Genomic DNA, 15757 nt, shown 5'->3' with positions numbered 1-15757 from the left:
CGCAGGATGCCAGAGGTTTCGAAAGCCTGCGAAAACGTTGCGTAAACTTTTCCGCTGCGGCCATGATGCCCCCAGCCGGTCCGCCCCCGGACCGTCCTGGGAGGGAATAGTCATGAAATGCATCGCCGCCGCCGCGCTGGTCCTCGGCCTCGCCGCCCCCGCCTTCGCCGAAGATCCCGCCCCGCTGCGCGAGGAGCTGCGCCGCGTGGACCTCGCCGGCGTCGAGGGGACCGAGGTGCGGGTCGCGCGCCTGACCCTGAAGCCTGGCGCGACCGTGCCCCGCCACACCCATCACGGGGACGAGTTCCTCTATGTCGAAACCGGCGGGATGCTGACCGCGGGCAATGGCAAGGAGATCCCGTTCTCGGACGGCATGACCGCGCATTTCCCGCGCGGGCTGGTGCATGGCGGGCTGACCAACAACACCGGCCAGGTGCTGGTGGTCATCACCACCCACGTGGTCGACAAGGGCAAGCCGCTCAACGTTCCGGCGGAGTGATCCCGCCCGCGTCCGCCGCGCGCCGCCGTCCCGCCGCCAGCCGCGGGACGGCGATGGCCAGCAGCAGCGCCCCGAGCGGGGCCGAGAAGGACGTGCCGACCGCGCCGTAGCCGAGGCCGCCGACGATCCCGCCCGCGACGAAGGCCGCCAGCACCGCGCCGAACAGCCGGACCTTGCCCCAGTCGGGGCGCCGCACCTCGACGAAGGGCAGGACCTGCCCGAGGGCGCAGCCCAGCTCGATCCCGAGGTCCGTCACCATCCCCGTCGCGTGGGTGGTGCGGATCACGGCGCCCGAGATGCGGGTGATCGTGGCGTTCTGAAGCCCCATCACGAAGCAGAGCAACGTCACCTCGGCCGCGTCCCAGTCCGGCCCCAGCAGCCCCAGCGCCGCGAGGCCCAGCAGCAGCCCTCCCTGCACCGCCAGCGGCGCGGCATAGAGCGCCCGCGGCCGCCGCGCCCTCGCCCAGCCGATCAGCACCGGCGCCAGCGCCGCCCCGCAGGTGAAGGCGAGGACCGCGCGCACGGCGGTCCAGATCATCGCCCCCCGCCCCAGCGCCACACCGTCGGCCGCCTGGCTCAGGTAGCCGGTCATGTGGCTGGCATATTCGCCGAGCGCGATGAACCCGCCCGCATTCGCCGCCCCGGCCACCGCGGCCAGCAGCACCGCCAGCCGCGCATCCGCCCCCGCGCTGCGCCGCGCGCCGACGAGGTGGCGCAGGTGCAGCAGCAGCCGCGTGGGACGGGGGGCGGTGGGACGCATGGGCGGGGACGGGCCTTGGCCGGGGAAACGGGGGCGCCCCCGCGTGTACGGGGGCGCCGGGGCCGAGTCTCGCGCCCCGCGCCGCCGCGGCGCAACCCGCAATGCACGCCCCGCCCCCCGGCCGGGCGCGAAAAATTTTCGTCGCGGCCTGAAACCATCGCCGGGCGCCTTGCGTGTCTTCCTGCATCCGGGCCGCTCGGGCGGCCCCCCACGCAACAGATTTCGGAGCTTGATGATGAAGACCTTCTCCACCGCCGCCGCCGCCGCCGCCCTGATGCTGACCGGGACCGCCGCCCTTGCCGACGATCACGGCATGCATGCGGGCGTGAAAGCCATGGACCAGTCCGTCGCCAACGGCGTGGTCAGCGCCCAGCAGGTGATGGCCCCGGCCAATGGCTGGCTGGTGGTCCACCGCACCGACGCCGCGATGAAGCCCGGCCCGGTGGTCGGCCACGCCCCGCTGCGCAAGGGCGAGACCATGGACGTCGCCGCGATCCTGACCGAGGAGGTCAAGCCCGGCGACATGCTGATGCTGATGGTCCACGGCGAAGGTGGCGGCATGCAGACCGGCGTCTTCGAATACACGCTCGGCGCCAAGGAGGACGGCCCGATCAAGCCCGGCGGCAAGCTGGTGATGGACGTGATCACCGCGAAGTAAGCGCAGCGTTTCCAGGCCCGGCGGCGCGCGCGTCGCCGGGCGCCGATTTCAGCAGGCCATTCGATCCATTGATTGCCCGGCCGGTCCGGGGCGGCGCCGGGGGGCGTGCGCCCCGGACCATCGAGGCCCTCCCTGTCGCGCCCCGCGCCGTTTCTTCGGCGCGGGGCGTTTTTCGCCCGGGGAAGGGCTCGGCCCGGCGGCGTCTCAGTCCAGCGGCATCCGCCGCCCCCCGCCGAAGATCACGTCCAGCCAGCTGCGCGCCCGCTCCTCCAGCCCCGCCAGCCCGCCCAGCGGCGGCAGCATCACGCCCCAGCCGTCGGGCTGGAACCCGTGGAGGAGGGCGAGTTCCGAAGCCCGCCGCTCAAGCGCCCAGATCGCATCGACCGTGAAGGGGGTGTCCGGGGCCGAGGCCTCGATCCAGTCGCCCGCCTCGCCCTCGATCCGCGCCGCCTCCAGCCCCTCGGCCCGCAGCGCCGCGATCAGACCGTCATAGTCGGCGCCCGGCAGCAGCGGGTCGAATTGCAGGTCGAGCGTCAGCGGCGCCCCCTTCCGGCGCGGGGCGCGGCGGAGGATCCGGTCACGGGTCCAGGCGGTGCGGTTGCGCTGGCCCTCGAAGCTCCAGCGCGCCAGCAGCTCCTCGCCGGTGCGGGGGGCGGGAGGGCGCAGGGTCCAGGCCTTGGTCACCACCTCGGCCGGGGCCAGCAGCGCGTCGAGCGCGCGCAGCGCCGCCAGCACGGTCTCGGGCGTGTTCACCACCCGCGGCAGCACCGTGACCAGCACGTAATTCTCGTCCTCCGGCGGGTCCTCCGGGGTCCAGTGTCGATACCCGGCGGCCCCGAGCGCGGCATGGGCGGCGGCGAGGTCCGGGGGGCTGTCGAGATATTCGGGAACGCACCAGGCCTCGACATCGTATTCGGCGCCTTCCCTGGTGCGGCCCGAGTCGATGTCGGCGCGGGCCATCGCCAGGATCTCGGCCGTCGCCTCGGCCTCTTCGTCGTCGGAGTTGTACTTGGACACGCGTCGCCCCCGTCATTTCTACGCTGGGCGCAGCGCAGCACGGCCCGGTCGCGGGGCCAAGCCGCCCCGCCGCCGCCCGGGGCGATTTGACGGGCGGTTGCGGCCCGCTCACGCCCTGCAGACGCCGCGGGGACGCCCCGCAAACGCAGAACGCCCCCCCGCGCGAGGCGCGCGCGGGGGGGCGTTCAGGTCCGCCGGGGCGGGCGAAGGGGCGCCGATCAGACGTCCTTGGTCCGGTAGAACAGGCGGCGCACCGACCCGGTCTTGGAGCGCATCAGGATCGTCTCCATCTCCAGGTACTCGCCATCCTTGCGGATGCCGGACACGATCGAGCCGTTGGTCACGCCGGTGGCGGCGAAGATCACGTCCTTGGTCACCAGCTCGTCGCGGGTGTAAACCCGGTCCAGGTCCTCGATCCCGGCGCGGCGGGCGCGGCCGATCTCGTCATCATTGCGGAACAGCAGCTTGCCGTAGAACTGGCCGCCCATGCATTTCAGGGCCGAGGCCGCCAGCACGCCCTCCGGCGCGCCGCCCGAGCCCATGTACATGTCGATGCCGGTCTTCTCGGCCTCGGCGCAGTGGATCACGCCCGCGACGTCGCCGTCGGTGATCAGGCGGATGGCGCAGCCGGTGGCGCGCAGCTCCTTCACCAGCGCCTCGTGGCGCGGACGCTCCAGCACGCAGCAGGTGATGTCCGAGGGGGTGCAGCCCTTGGCCTTGGCCAGCGCCTCGACCCGCTCGGTCGGGGTCATCTCCATGGTCACCGTGTCGACCGGGAAGCCCGGGCCGATGGCCAGCTTTTCCATGTAGACGTCGGGCGCGTGCAGCATCGAGCCGCGCGGGCCCATGGCGATGACGGTCAGCGCGTTGGGCATGTCCTTGGCGGTCAGCGTGGTGCCCTCGAGCGGGTCGAGCGCGATGTCCACCGCGGGGCCGTTCCCGTTGCCGACTTCCTCGCCGATATAGAGCATCGGCGCCTCGTCGCGCTCGCCCTCGCCGATCACGACGACGCCCTTGATGTCGAGCATGTTCAGCTGCTCGCGCATCGCGTTGACGGCGGCCTGGTCGGCGGCCTTCTCGTCGCCATGGCCGATCAGCTTGGCCGAGGCGATGGCCGCGGCTTCGGACACGCGGGCGAGCCCGAGCGAGAGCATGCGGTCGAGAAAGATGTCTTCGCTGGCGTCGGACATGGCGGGGCTCCTCAAGTCGTTTGCGGCGCCCGGCGGGCCTTGCCGGGCGAAAATATCGGGCGCCGCGGGGCCTCGCGGCGCGCGTGGGAAGGTTTACCGGGGGGCGGCGCCGGGGCCAAGCGAAACCGGGCGCGGCGCAGGGTAGCGGGGCGGGGAACGGCGCGGGGGGCGGCCGCAGGGGACGGGGCCGCCGCAGGGGACGGGGCCGCCCCCGCCCGAACGCGAAAGGGGCCGCGGTTCCCCGCGGCCCCCTCTCATCCCATCGGCGAAGCGCCTCAGACCTCTTCGATCCGCAGCGCCACCGGGGCGGCGAGGCTTTCCTCCATCGCGCCGATCCGGCCCATGGCGCCGTCGATGGCCCCGCGCGGGGCCTCGTGCGTCACGATCAGCACCGGGGCGCATTCTCCGTCATGGTCGTACTGGCGCATCCGGTGGATCGACACGCCCTCTTCCCCCAGCGCCGCGGCCACCTTGGCCAGCGCGCCCGGGCGGTCCTTCAGCGACAGGCGCAGGTAGAAGGCGGCCGAGGACCGGTCCCCCGCCCGCGGCGCCTCGGCCAGCTGCGCGGCCGGAAGCCCGAAGGCCGGAACCGACAGCCCGCGCGCCACGTCCACCACGTCGGCCATGATCGCCGAGGCGGTCGGCCCGGCCCCCGCGCCCGGCCCCTGCAGGAACACGTCGCCGACCATGTCGCCCTCGAGCTGCACCGCGTTGGTCACACCGTCGAGCTGCCCGATGGGCGAGGCGGCGGGCACCAGGCAGGGCGTCATCCGCTGCTCCAGCCCGTTCTCGGTCATCTGCGCGACGCCCAGAAGCTTGATGCGGAAGCCCATGTCCGAGGCGTGGCGGATGTCCGCCAGCGTGATCCGCTCGATCCCCTCGATCACCACGCCCTTGAAGTCCACGCGGGTGCCGAAGCCGAGCGCGGCCAGCAGCGCCAGCTTGTGCGCCGCGTCGATGCCGCCGACGTCGAAGCTCGGGTCCGCCTCGGCATAGCCGAGCCGCTGCGCGTCCTCGAGCACGTCCGCGTAGTCGGCGCCGGTCTTCTCCATCTCGGTCAGGATGTAGTTGCACGTGCCGTTCATCACGCCCATGACGCGGGTGACGCCATTGGCGGCCAGCCCCTCGCCCAGGGCCTTGATCACCGGGATGCCCCCGGCGACGCCCGCCTCATAGCGCAGCGCCACGCCCGCGGCCTCGGCGCCCTCGGCCATCGCCTGGCCATGCACCGCCATCAGCGCCTTGTTGGCGGTCACGACGTGCTTGCCCTCGGCGATCGCGGTCTCGATCGCGGCCTTCGCGGGGCCGTCCTCGCCGCCCATCACCTCGATCAGCATGTCGACGTCGGGACGGCGGGCGAGGGCGACCGGGTCGTCCTCCCACGCATAGGACGACAGGTCGACGCCGCGGTCGCGGGAGCGGTTGCGGGCGGAGACGGCGGTGATCTCGATCCGGCGGCCGGAGCGGGCGGCGAGCAGGGCGGCGTGCTGCTGCACGATGGCGACCACGCCGCCGCCCACGGTGCCGAGGCCGGCGATCCCGAGGCGGAGCGGAGGCGTCTGGCGGTCGGTCATGGCGGGTCTTCCTTGGCTCGGGTCCGGGGGGCGCGCCCCCGGGAAGGCATGAAACGAACGCCGCCCCCCGGGAGGCCCGGGGAGCGGCGCGCAGGGAAATGGACGGCTCAGTCGTCGTCTGCGTCGTCCGTGGCGAAGCCCCATCCATCGGGGGCGTAGCCGTGTTTGAGCGCCACTTCCGTGGCTTTGCGTTCGGCGTACCAGATGGTGTCGAGCGTGAACTCGGCCCCTTCCGCCGTCGCCTCGACCAGCACCTCGCCGTCCTCCTCGAAGGCCTCGGCGGCGAAACCGGCCTTGTTCAGGGCCGCGACGCAGGCGGCGCCGTCGGCATTGGCGCCGCCGTCCTCGAGCGGGACGAACAGGATGTCGAGGTCGATGGACATGCCGACCTCGGCCATGCCCTTGCCCTTCAGGTCGCGGAACACCCACTCGGTGTCCGCGCGCTGGGCGTCCCAGTCCCAGGCCTCGCCGGGATCGTTGAAGTTCTCGCGGCTCACGCGCCGGCCTCCTCGCGTTCCTGCATCTCGCGCGCGATGAGGGCGTCGGCATTGGCCAGCATCTTCTTCACGCCGCGGGCGGCCTGGCGGATGCGCTGCTCGTTCTCCACGAGGCCGAGCCGCACGAAGCCCTCGCCATACTCGCCGAAGCCGACGCCGGGGGCGACGGCCACCTCGGCCTCGCGCAGCAGGATCTTCGAGAAGGCCATCGAGCCGAGATGCGCGAAGGGTTCCGGCACCGGGGCCCAGGCGAACATCGTCGCGGGCGGCGAGGGGATGTTCCACCCGGCGCGCGCGAAGGCGTCGATCAGCACGTCGCGGCGGTTCTTGTAGAGCGCGCGGATCTCGCCCACGCAGTCCTGCGGGCCGTTCAGCGCGGTGGCGGCGGCGACCTGGATCGGCGTGAAGGCGCCGTAGTCGAGATAGGACTTGATGCGGGTCAGCGCCGCGATCAGCCGCGTGTTGCCGACCGCGAAGCCCATGCGCCAGCCGGGCATGGAATAGGTCTTGGACATCGACGTGAATTCGCACGCCACGTCCTTGGCGCCCGGCACCTGCAGGATCGAGGGCGGCGGGTTGTCGTCGAAATAGATCTCGGCATAGGCGAGATCGGAGAGCAGCCAGATCCCGTGCTTCTTCGCCAGCGCCACCAGGTCGGTGTAGAAGTCGAGATCGCAGACCTGCGCCGTCGGGTTGCTGGGGAAGTTCACCACCAGCGCCGCCGGTTTCGGCACCGTGTGATGCGCGGCCTTGTCGACCTCGCGCAAATACGCCTCGGGGTCGAACGCGCCGTTATGCAGCGCCGGGATGTGGCGCAGCGCGCCGCCCGCGATCATGAACCCGTAGGGATGGATCGGGTAGGACGGGTTCGGCGTCAGCATCACGTCGCCCGGCGCGGTGATCGCCATGGCGAGGTTGGCGAGGCCTTCCTTCGAGCCCAGCGTGGCGACGATCTCGGTCTCGGGGTTCAGCTCGACCCCGAAGCGGCGCATGTAATAGCCGGCCTGGGCCTTGCGCAGGCCCGGGATGCCGCGAGAGGTCGAATAGCGGTGCGTGCGCGGCTTCTGGACCGTCTCGATCAGCTTGTCGACGATGTGTTTGGGCGTGTCCTCGTCGGGATTGCCCATGCCGAAATCGATGATGTCCATGCCGCCGGCGCGGTACTCGGCCTTCAGCCGGTTCACCTCGGCGAAGACATAGGGCGGCAGCCGCTTGATGCGGTAGAATTCCTCGGGCTGGGAGTTGTGGCCCAGGGCGGGGGTGTCGGTCATGACGGACTCGCGAATGTTTCGGGCGCGGTTATAACGGCATTCTCGGCCAAGCACAGGCCGGTTTTCGGGCGCGCCTGCGGCCAATTCGGCCGATCTGCAGGCGATGCGGCGCCGTCCGCGCCAGGATCAAGGCCGCCGCGCGGGGCCGGAGCATGTCCGGCGCGCGCGACGCGGCTCGCGGGGCGATCTTCCTACCGGCTGCGCCGCCCCGCGTCGCGCAGCCGCTTAGCCTCGGCCTCGGTCATGATCGGGCCTGCCAGCGCCTCGGCGCGGGCGGCGGCGGCTGCCGCGTCGATGGAAAGCTCGGCGATCAGCGCCTGCCCGGCCGCGGGATCGGGCCCCTCGTCCGGGAAATCATGGTCGGCGAGTCGCGGCCAGGGGCCGTCCGGGACCTCCCGCGCCGTTTCCGGCAGGTCGTATCCGCCGAAAGCGTCTCCCGCGACGCCGCAGGCCGACAGGGCCGGGGCGCAGAGGATCAGCGCGATTCCCATGCGAATACGCCCGATACGCGCAAAAAACCCGCGCCCGTCGCGTGCGACGGGCGTTCTGCCGCATTGCGGCATGGCTGTTGCAGTGCAACATTCAACATGTCGCGCGGGCCTGTGGAGTTTGTGCGCCGGGCTGTTCTTCGTCATAATGGCGGGACCATACCGGCACGGCGTGCGCGGCGCCAGAGAGAACCCGGCCGCGCAACACGCTCGTCAGAAGCCGTCCGCGTCGGGTCGACAGCAAGGCGACTACGGAGGATACGCCATGAAGGACGACCAGACCGCCGCGCGCACCCCGAACGACATGGCCGCCGCGGCCGCTGAAGATATGGCCAAGACCGCGCAGGAAAGCGCGGAGACCGCCGCCGAATTCGCGCAGAACATGGCGCAGGTGGTGGAGCAGAGCCGCGACATCTGGCTCAAGATGCTCCAGAAGAACATGTCCGAGGACCACCCGGTCCACGGCGACCCGCTCAACACCATGCCCGCGTTCCTGGAGCTGCAGCAGACGCTGATGGCCCACCCGCAGGAGGTGGCCGAGCGCACGATGCAGCTGTGGACCAACCAGCTCGAGCTGTGGCGCCGCGCGACCATGTCGTGGTTCGGCGAGCCGCAGGCCCCGGTGGTCGAGCCCGCCCGCGGCGACAAGCGCTTCAAGAACGAAGAATGGCAGAAGAACCAGATCTTCGACTACATGAAGCAGAGCTACCTGCTCACCTCGAAGTACCTGCAGGACCTCTCGGTCGAGGTCGGCGACATGGAAGACCGCGACCGCAAGAAGGTCGCCTTCTACACCCGCCAGTTCATCGAGGCGCTGTCCCCGTCGAACTTCGCCGCCCTCAACCCCGACGTGATCGACGCCACGATCAAGCAGAAGGGCGAGAACCTGGTCCGCGGCCTGAAGATGATGGCCGAGGACCTGGAGCGGGGCAAAGGCAAGCTGCTGATCCGGCAGACCGACATGGACGCCTTCGCCGTGGGCCGCAACATGGCCCTGACCGAGGGCAAGGTGATCCACCGCAACAACGTGATGGAGCTGATCCAGTACGCGCCGACCACGGAAAAGGTCTACGCGACGCCGATCCTGTTCTGCCCGCCCTGGATCAACAAGTACTACATCCTCGACCTCAACCCCGAGAAGTCGATGGTCAAGTGGCTGACCGACCAGGGCTTCTCGGTCTTCCTCATCTCCTGGGTCAACCCGTCCGAGGCGCAGAAGAACGAGACCTGGGAAAGCTACATGCGCACCGGGCTGTTCGAGGCGATCGACAAGGTGCTGGCCGAGACCGGCGAGGACCAGCTCAACCTCACCAGCTACTGCATCGGCGGGACCATGTCCTCGACCGCGCTGGCCTACATGCGCAAGATGGGCGACAACCGGGTCAAGTCCCTGACCGCCTTCACCGCGCTGACCGATTTCGAGGACGCGGGCGAGCTGCAGGTCTTCGTCGACGAGCAGACGCTGCAGATCGTCGACGAGCAGATGGAGAAGGGGTACCTCCCGGCCGAATCCATGGCCAACGCCTTCAACATGCTGCGGGCCTCGGACCTGATCTGGGGTTACGTGGTCAACAACTACTACCTCGGCAAGGATCCGTTCCCGTTCGACCTGCTGTACTGGAACGCCGACAGCACCGCGATGCCCGCCAAGGTCCACCATTTCTACCTGGAGACCTTCTATAACGGGAACAAGTTCACGACGGGCGAGCTGACGCTCGGCGGCGTGCGCGTGTCCCCGGCGGATATCGACGTGCCGGTGTTCCACCAGGTGTCGAAGGAAGACCACATCGCGCCCGCGGCCTCGGTCTATCGCGGCGTGCTGAACCACACCAACGCCGACATGACCTTCGTCGCCGCCGGCTCGGGCCATATCGCGGGCGTCATCAACCCGCCCGCGGCCAAGAAGTACCAGTACTGGACCAACAAGGACCTCTCCTGCGCCACGTTCGAAGAGTGGATGGAGGGCGCCGAGGAGACCCCCGGCTCCTGGTGGCCGGAGTGGAAGAAGTGGCTGGCCCGCCGCTCGGGCAAGAAGGTCGACGCGCGGGTTCCGGGCGCCGTCAACGGGGCCCTGTGCGACGCGCCGGGCGAATACGTGGCGGTGCGCTTCGACAAGCGCTGAGAAGCGCGCAGGAACAGACGCAGAAAAGGGCCCCGGGCGTGATCCCGGGGCCCTTGTCGCATCCGCCGGACCTCTGAAGCTCCGCCTCAGCGCCGCCTCAGCGCCGCCTCAGCGCCGCCTCAGCGCCGCCTCAGCGCCGCCTCAGCGCCGCCTCAGCGCGAGACGGCGAGCAGCGTCCAGAGCGGGGTCTCCAGCACCGGCGTCAGCGCCAGCCCCCGCGCCTCGGCCTCGTCCAGCGCCCGCGCGCGGCTGGCGGTGTCGAAGGGGCAGACCGGCACGGCCAGCAGGTCGGCGCGGTCCAGCGCGTCGCCATGGATGTCGAACATCCAGATCTGCACCCCCGTCTGCGCCGGGGCCATGGCGGCGAGGCGCGCGACATTGACGATATCCGCCCCCAGCATCGTCCGCCCCTGCAAGTCCGGGCGCGCGGCGACGGCGGCGCGCAGATCCTCCAGAGTCTCGGGCACGCCGCCGACCAGCTTGCAGGCGCCGCGCAGCCGGTCCACCGGCCCCGGCGGAACCAGCATCGTGCCCGTCGGCCCCTCGGCGAAGCGGGTGAAGGCGATGTCCCCCGCCGGGCCGCCGGGCAGGGGCCGGATCGTCGCTTCCGTCCCCGTCTCCGCCATCCCCGCCGCGTGCCAGCCGCTGAAGGCCGAGCGGAAGTGATAGGCCGAAAGCTGCGCCCCCAGCGCCGCGGCGCAGAGCGCCATCACCCGCAGCGCCGCCGGGGCGGGCAGGCCCAGCACCAGCGCGTCCGGAGCCTGCCGCCGCATCGCCTCGGCCGCGGCGGGCAGCACGGCGGCGAAGGCGAAGGCGCCGGTCAGCTCGGACAGGTGGTTCTGCCAGGCGGTCCCGATCATCCCCGCCGCGCCCACGGCCCAGAGCAGCGCGTGGCGCCGCAGCCCCGCGCGCAAGAGGCTCATCCCCCCGATCAGCAGCCCGAGCGAGAGCAACATGCGGTCGGGCGCGGACAGGATGCTCGCCAGCCCCAGCACCTGTTCGGGCCGGTAGGCCGATCCGGCGACGCCCAGAAGATCCGCGACATAGGCCGGGATCATGGTCAGCGGCGCGGCGGGGTCGGCATAGACCAGCGCCGGGACCAGCAGCGCGGTCAGCGGCCCGGCGAGGGCGCTCGCCGCCGCCGCCCGGCCCCCCGCAGCGGCGAAGACCCAGGCCAGCCACAGCGGGACCAGCCCGGCGGCGAAGCTCGCCTTGATCCAGAACAGCGCGCCCATCGCGGCGCCGACGGCCAGCCCCTCGGCCCAGCGCAGGCCCGGGGCGCGCGGCCCCTGCGGCGGAAGCAGCATCAGCGCCATGACCGGCAGCGCCAGCGCCCAGCCCCAGCGGTTATAGGCCATGGCGAAGCTCTCGGACGAGGCGCCCAGCTTCGGCGTCAGCGCCATCGCCAGCAGCAGCGCGAACAGCCCCAACGCCAGCCCCGGGCCCTTGCCCAGCCGCGCCGCCCCCGCCAGCGCCGCCAGCGGGACCACGGCGGCCCCTGCCAGAACGTTGCCGAAGGCGAAGGAGGCGCCGAGCCCCAGCCCGAACCACTCCCGTCCCGCGGTCAGCATCGCCAGGAACAAGTCGCCCATCGGGGTGATGTAATCGACATGCGGCCGCTGCCCCTCGAGGCCGCGCATCGCCGCCTCCATCAAGTGCAGCATGTCGACCTCGAAGGTCGCGGCGGCAAGCGCCCCGGCCCCGAGCTCGACCGCCGCCAGCAGCGCCCAGGCGATCAGGAGCGGGACCAGCACGCCCCGGAAGGTTCCCGGACGCGGCATCGCCTCAGTTCCCCGGCGCGGGCAGGGCGGGCGCGGTCTCGAACACCTCCCACAGCGGCAGGGACAGCACGCTGGTCAGCCGGTCGCCGCGGGCCAGCGCCTCGTCGATGGCCTGGTTGCGGTTGGAGGTGTCGATGGCGCAGGTCGGCACCGCGAACAGCTCGGCCTCGGCGATGGTGTCGCCATGGGGCGAGTACTGCCAGATCTGCACCCCCTCCTGCGGCGGGGCGCCGACGGACATCCACATGTGGTTGACGATGTCGGCCACCAGGATCGTGCGGCCCTGCAGCGCGGGGCGGGCCGCGATCGCCTCCTGCAACGCCTCCTGCACCTGCGGGATGCCGCGGCGCACGGTGCAGTCCGGGAACTCCCGCCCGCCCAGCGTGCGGGCGCCGAGGGTGCCGAACAGCTCCCGCCGCCGCTGGTCGGGGGCGAGGTTCTCGGGCGCCGTGCGCGGCGGGACGATGGACTGCTCCGCCACCACCCCCGACAGCGAGGTCTTGATGGCGAGGTCCGGGGCCCCGAGGGCGACGAAGGGATGCTCGCGCAGGCCGTCCGCCTCGCGGTAGCCGACGAAGATCGAGCGGTTGAGCAGCAGCACCTGCTGCGCCGCCACCAGCGCCACGGCGACGGTCATCGCGCGCAGGGCGGTGTCGGCGGGGATGCCGGCCAGCTTCACGTCCGGGCGCACCGCGCCGATGACGACGGCGAAGACCGGCAGGCAGGCGGCCAGGCCGACCAGCCCGACCTGGTTGTTGCCGTAGTTCTGCCAGGCGATCAGCGTGGTCCCGGCCATCGCCGCGAACCACATCAGCGCGCTGCGCCGCAGGCCCGCCTTCAGCAGCAGCAGCCCCGCGACAACCCAGATGATGGCCAGCGGCGCGTGCACCGGCGCGGCCAGGATCGCCAGCGGCGGCGCCCCGGCCGAGGCGCGGATGTTGGAATTGCGCACGTCCATCAGGTCGCCGAAATAGCCCTCGGCCATGCCGATGGCGGCGCCGGGGCCGCCCGCGACGATGATCGCCGGGATCACGATCGCCGGGATGCCGACGAGGACCGAGCGCAGCGCGACCATGCGCCGCCCGCCCGCCGCCGCCCAGGCCAGCCACAGCAGCGCGACCCCCGCGGCATAGGTGATCTTCAGCCAGACCAGCGCCGCGGCCCCCAGGCCGATCAGCACCGCGTCCACCCAGTCCGCCGCGCGCCGGGACTGCATCCGCGGCGGCACGATCATCAGGACCGAGAGCGGCAGCGCCAGCGCCCAGCCCCAGCGGTTGTAGCTCATCGCCAGGGTCGAGGCCTCGTAATCGAAGCGCCAGGTCAGGGCGAAGCACAGGTAGAGGCAGAAGATCCCCAGTCCCAGCCCCGGCCAGAACCCGAGGCGCGAGCGCCCGGCCCAGACCAGCAGCGGCAGCAGCGCCGCGGCCACGAGGCCGTTGGCGGCGAGGATCGCGCGGTCCCAGTTCAGCCCGAACAGCTCGGCCGCCCAGGTCACCGGCTGGAAGCTGAGCCGCCCGAGCGGGGTGTGGAAGTCCACGTGCGGGACCTGCCCGACGGCGATCCGGCGGGCGCCGTCGATCAGGTGCAGCACGTCGTGGATCATCTCGGACATGAAGATCTGCGTCGTGCCCAGCAGCGCCGCGGCCAGGGCGGCGGCGACGGCCGAGAGGGCCAGCAGCAGCGCCCAGCCCGTCCCGGCGGCGATCCGCGGCGGCGGGCCGGGACGGCGCCCGGCCCCGGCGTCCGCTTCGGCGCCCCCGGCCCCGGCCCCGGCCCCGGCGGTCCCCCCGGGCCGCGCGTCGGCGTCCCCCGTCTCGGCATCCCCCGCCGCGCGGCGGGTGCGGCGGGTGCTCGCGGCGCCCGGCTGCGGTTCGGGCGCGGGGGGCGGCAGGGGCGTCTCGGCGGCCTCGTAATAGGCGGCGTAGTCGAGGATCGGCAGGCTGGCCGGCGCCTCGGTCCCGGCGGGCGCGGACCCGGCGGGCGCGGACCCGGCGGTCTCCCCGGTGCCCGGCCTTGCATCGCCCGGGGTCGCATCGCCCGGGGCGGGCGCATCCTTGGCGGCGCGGCCCGGCGCGTCCGCGGCTTTGTCCGAGAACAGGTTCATGAAACGCTCCGTTCGTCCGGGTCCGGGCGCCTTGATGTGCGGCGGCGCGCGGTCGGGGAAGGTATTGGCGGCCCGCAGGGGCCTGAACACCCCCGCACTATCAACAATTTTCCCTGACTCCTCCATGACAAGATTGTCCCGCGCGCCCGCGGGCGCTTGCCTCGGGGGCCGGGCTCGGCTTCACTGGCGCCGAAGGACCGCCCGGCCCGGCGCGCCCCCTCCGGGCGGCCGGCGGAAGACCGGGCGGCGGCCGGACAGAAGCCGGAGAAAAACGCATGAACATGACGGCGGACGCGCCGGGGGCCGAGACGCCGGAGCCCCCCCTCGGCGCACAGACCATCGAGGACACGGGCCTGACCCGTCCCTTCCTGGTGGAGCTTGTCGCGCGGGTGATGTACCGGCGCGGCGCCGACAAGCTGTCGGCGATCAGCCGCATCACCCGCCTGTCGGGCGCGGTGGTGGCCGAGCTGATGGAGGGGATGCGCACCGACCGGCTGATCGCGCCCCTCGGCCAGCTCGGCGGCGACATGCGCTCGGAGATGCGCTACGAGCTGACCGAGAAGGGCCGCGCCTGGGCGCTCGAGGCCATCGCGCGGCTCGATTACACCGGCCCGGCGCCGGTGCCGCTGGACCAGTTCAAGGCGATGATCGCCTCGCAATCGGTGCGCAGCCACCGGGTCGGGCGCGACCAGCTGGCCCGCGCCTTCGGCGACCTGGTGATCCCCGAAGGGATGCTCGACCGGCTCGGCCCGGCGGTGAACTCCGGGCGCTCGATCCTGCTCTACGGCCCGCCGGGCAACGGCAAATCCTCCTACGCCCACGCGCTGACGCGGGCGCTGGGCGGCGAGATCTACGTGCCGCACGCGGTCGAGGTCGGGGGCGAGGTGATCCTGTTCTTCGATCCGACCGTGCACACGCCGCTGGAGCCGCTGGACGTGGTGGACCAGGACGAGCTCGACGCGCTGGACGGCGCCGACCTGCGCTACATCCGCTGCCGCCGCCCGGCGGTTGTGACGGGCGCGGAACTGACGGTGGCGATGCTGGACCTGTCGTTCAACCCGACGACCCGGGTCTACCAGGCGCCGCTGCACATGAAGGCGTCCAACGGCGTGATGATCATCGACGACATGGGCCGCCAGCGGGAGACGCCGCAGCAGTTCATCAACCGCATGGTCGTCCCGATGGAGGAGGGGGTGGACTACCTCAACCTGCAATCGGGCCTCAGCTTCCAGGTGCCGTTCGACGCGCTGCTGATCTTCTCGACCAACATCCCGCCGCAGACGCTGGTGGATTCGGCCGGTCTGCGCCGCATCTACTACAAGATCCTGGTGGACCGCCCGACGCGCGAGGATTTCATCAAGATCTTCCTGCGCGTGGCCCGGCGCTACAAGGTCGAGGCGACGGAGGAGGTGCTGGCGCATCTGCTCAACACGCTCTACCCCAAGGCCGGGATCGGCTTCGCGGGCTATCACGCGCCCTACCTGATCGACCAGGCGCTGGCCGCCTGCGATTACCTCGGGGAGCGGCGGGCGCTGCGGGTGCCGCATATCAACGCCGCCTGGGACAACCTGCACGTGGACGAGAACGCCTGACCGCGGGGCCGGGGGCGGGGGCCGGGTCGCGGCGGTGAGAGGGCGGGCTCTCCCTCCCGCCGCCTGCCTCCGGTCGGCGCCGGCCTGCGGCCGGGCCTTCCTTCGGCGGGGGGGGGCGTTTGGGGGGGGGGGGGGGGGGGGGGGGGGCCCCCCCCCCCCCCCGCCCGTTTACGGGGAAGGGGGGCGGGGGGGGGGGTTGTCAGC

At 72.1% G+C, this 15757-nt stretch carries 13 protein-coding genes; 4 read left to right on the top strand and 9 right to left on the bottom strand.

Annotated elements, in window-relative coordinates:
• Positions 1 to 112: 112 nt before the first annotated feature.
• Positions 113 to 499, top strand: a complete 387-nt coding sequence (locus ACQ5SO_RS08130) for a cupin domain-containing protein (protein WP_430941087.1) — start codon at positions 113 to 115, stop codon at positions 497 to 499.
• Here the strand turns inward: ACQ5SO_RS08130 and ACQ5SO_RS08125 are convergent.
• Complete coding sequence (locus ACQ5SO_RS08125) at positions 480 to 1259, bottom strand: YoaK family protein (protein WP_430941086.1); 780 nt, start codon at positions 1257 to 1259, stop codon at positions 480 to 482. The genes ACQ5SO_RS08130 and ACQ5SO_RS08125 overlap by 20 nt on opposite strands.
• A gap of 235 nt (positions 1260 to 1494) precedes the next feature.
• Here ACQ5SO_RS08125 and ACQ5SO_RS08120 point away from each other — a divergent pair, with 235 nt between their 5' ends.
• Positions 1495 to 1917 carry a DUF7282 domain-containing protein gene (locus tag ACQ5SO_RS08120; RefSeq protein WP_430941085.1) on the top strand — a complete coding sequence of 141 codons (423 nt, stop codon included), beginning with the start codon at positions 1495 to 1497 and terminating at the stop codon, positions 1915 to 1917.
• 204 nt (positions 1918 to 2121) lie between these two features.
• On the opposite strand, the gene ACQ5SO_RS08115 is transcribed toward ACQ5SO_RS08120, so the two are convergent.
• The 6 genes from ACQ5SO_RS08115 to ACQ5SO_RS08090 form a co-directional block, all read right to left on the bottom strand.
• Positions 2122 to 2934: a hypothetical protein gene (locus ACQ5SO_RS08115; protein WP_430941084.1), complete on the bottom strand. Its 813-nt coding sequence runs from the start codon at positions 2932 to 2934 to the stop codon at positions 2122 to 2124.
• Between the two features lie 218 nt (positions 2935 to 3152).
• A complete protein-coding gene (glpX, locus tag ACQ5SO_RS08110; protein WP_430941083.1) occupies positions 3153 to 4124 on the bottom strand; it encodes a class II fructose-bisphosphatase in 972 nt (323 codons plus the stop codon).
• Positions 4125 to 4399: 275 nt separating this feature from the next.
• Positions 4400 to 5698 carry a homoserine dehydrogenase gene (locus ACQ5SO_RS08105; protein ID WP_430941082.1) on the bottom strand — a complete coding sequence of 433 codons (1299 nt, stop codon included), beginning with the start codon at positions 5696 to 5698 and terminating at the stop codon, positions 4400 to 4402.
• Positions 5699 to 5805: 107 nt separating this feature from the next.
• Positions 5806 to 6195: a ribonuclease E inhibitor RraB gene (locus ACQ5SO_RS08100; protein ID WP_430941081.1), complete on the bottom strand. Its 390-nt coding sequence runs from the start codon at positions 6193 to 6195 to the stop codon at positions 5806 to 5808.
• Entirely contained in the window at positions 6192 to 7466 is a 1275-nt protein-coding gene (locus tag ACQ5SO_RS08095) for an LL-diaminopimelate aminotransferase (protein ID WP_430941080.1), read from the bottom strand. The genes ACQ5SO_RS08100 and ACQ5SO_RS08095 overlap by 4 nt, the downstream gene beginning before the upstream one ends.
• 191 nt (positions 7467 to 7657) lie before the next feature.
• Positions 7658 to 7957 (bottom strand): hypothetical protein, encoded by a 300-nt coding sequence (locus tag ACQ5SO_RS08090; RefSeq protein ID WP_430941079.1) that lies wholly within the window; start codon positions 7955 to 7957, stop codon positions 7658 to 7660.
• Positions 7958 to 8219: 262 nt separating this feature from the next.
• Between ACQ5SO_RS08090 and ACQ5SO_RS08085 the strand changes: the two genes are divergently transcribed.
• Positions 8220 to 10076, top strand: coding sequence for a PHA/PHB synthase family protein (locus ACQ5SO_RS08085; protein ID WP_430941078.1), 1857 nt, complete (start codon positions 8220 to 8222; stop codon positions 10074 to 10076).
• A 152-nt stretch (positions 10077 to 10228) separates the two neighbouring features.
• On the opposite strand, the gene ACQ5SO_RS08080 is transcribed toward ACQ5SO_RS08085, so the two are convergent.
• Together ACQ5SO_RS08080 and ACQ5SO_RS08075 are read right to left on the bottom strand one after the other, a co-directional pair.
• A complete protein-coding gene (locus ACQ5SO_RS08080; RefSeq protein WP_430941077.1) occupies positions 10229 to 11857 on the bottom strand; it encodes a hypothetical protein in 1629 nt (542 codons plus the stop codon).
• A gap of 4 nt (positions 11858 to 11861) precedes the next feature.
• Entirely contained in the window at positions 11862 to 13961 is a 2100-nt protein-coding gene (locus ACQ5SO_RS08075; RefSeq protein WP_430941076.1) for a hypothetical protein, read from the bottom strand.
• A 275-nt stretch (positions 13962 to 14236) separates the two neighbouring features.
• Here ACQ5SO_RS08075 and ACQ5SO_RS08070 point away from each other — a divergent pair, with 275 nt between their 5' ends.
• Positions 14237 to 15553, top strand: coding sequence for an ATPase (locus ACQ5SO_RS08070; RefSeq protein ID WP_430941075.1), 1317 nt, complete (start codon positions 14237 to 14239; stop codon positions 15551 to 15553).
• Positions 15554 to 15757 lie beyond the last annotated feature (204 nt).

The organism is Rhodovulum sp. DZ06 (genome assembly GCF_050586345.1).
Lineage (GTDB): Bacteria > Pseudomonadota > Alphaproteobacteria > Rhodobacterales > Rhodobacteraceae > JBOCEF01.
The sequence above is the reverse complement of the archived record's forward strand: the minus strand, read 5'-3'. Positions and strand labels throughout refer to the sequence as shown.

Coding starts and splice junctions, on each gene's coding strand:
- ACQ5SO_RS08130 (WP_430941087.1), top strand. CDS start 113: ATGAAATGCATCGCCGCCGCCGCGCTGGTCCTCGGCCTCGCCGCCCCC.
- ACQ5SO_RS08125 (WP_430941086.1), bottom strand. CDS start 1,259: ATGCGTCCCACCGCCCCCCGTCCCACGCGGCTGCTGCTGCACCTGCGC.
- ACQ5SO_RS08120 (WP_430941085.1), top strand. CDS start 1,495: ATGAAGACCTTCTCCACCGCCGCCGCCGCCGCCGCCCTGATGCTGACC.
- glpX (WP_430941083.1), bottom strand. CDS start 4,124: ATGTCCGACGCCAGCGAAGACATCTTTCTCGACCGCATGCTCTCGCTC.
- ACQ5SO_RS08105 (WP_430941082.1), bottom strand. CDS start 5,698: ATGACCGACCGCCAGACGCCTCCGCTCCGCCTCGGGATCGCCGGCCTC.
- ACQ5SO_RS08095 (WP_430941080.1), bottom strand. CDS start 7,466: ATGACCGACACCCCCGCCCTGGGCCACAACTCCCAGCCCGAGGAATTC.
- ACQ5SO_RS08090 (WP_430941079.1), bottom strand. CDS start 7,957: ATGGGAATCGCGCTGATCCTCTGCGCCCCGGCCCTGTCGGCCTGCGGC.
- ACQ5SO_RS08085 (WP_430941078.1), top strand. CDS start 8,220: ATGAAGGACGACCAGACCGCCGCGCGCACCCCGAACGACATGGCCGCC.
- ACQ5SO_RS08080 (WP_430941077.1), bottom strand. CDS start 11,857: ATGCCGCGTCCGGGAACCTTCCGGGGCGTGCTGGTCCCGCTCCTGATC.
- ACQ5SO_RS08075 (WP_430941076.1), bottom strand. CDS start 13,961: ATGAACCTGTTCTCGGACAAAGCCGCGGACGCGCCGGGCCGCGCCGCC.
- ACQ5SO_RS08070 (WP_430941075.1), top strand. CDS start 14,237: ATGAACATGACGGCGGACGCGCCGGGGGCCGAGACGCCGGAGCCCCCC.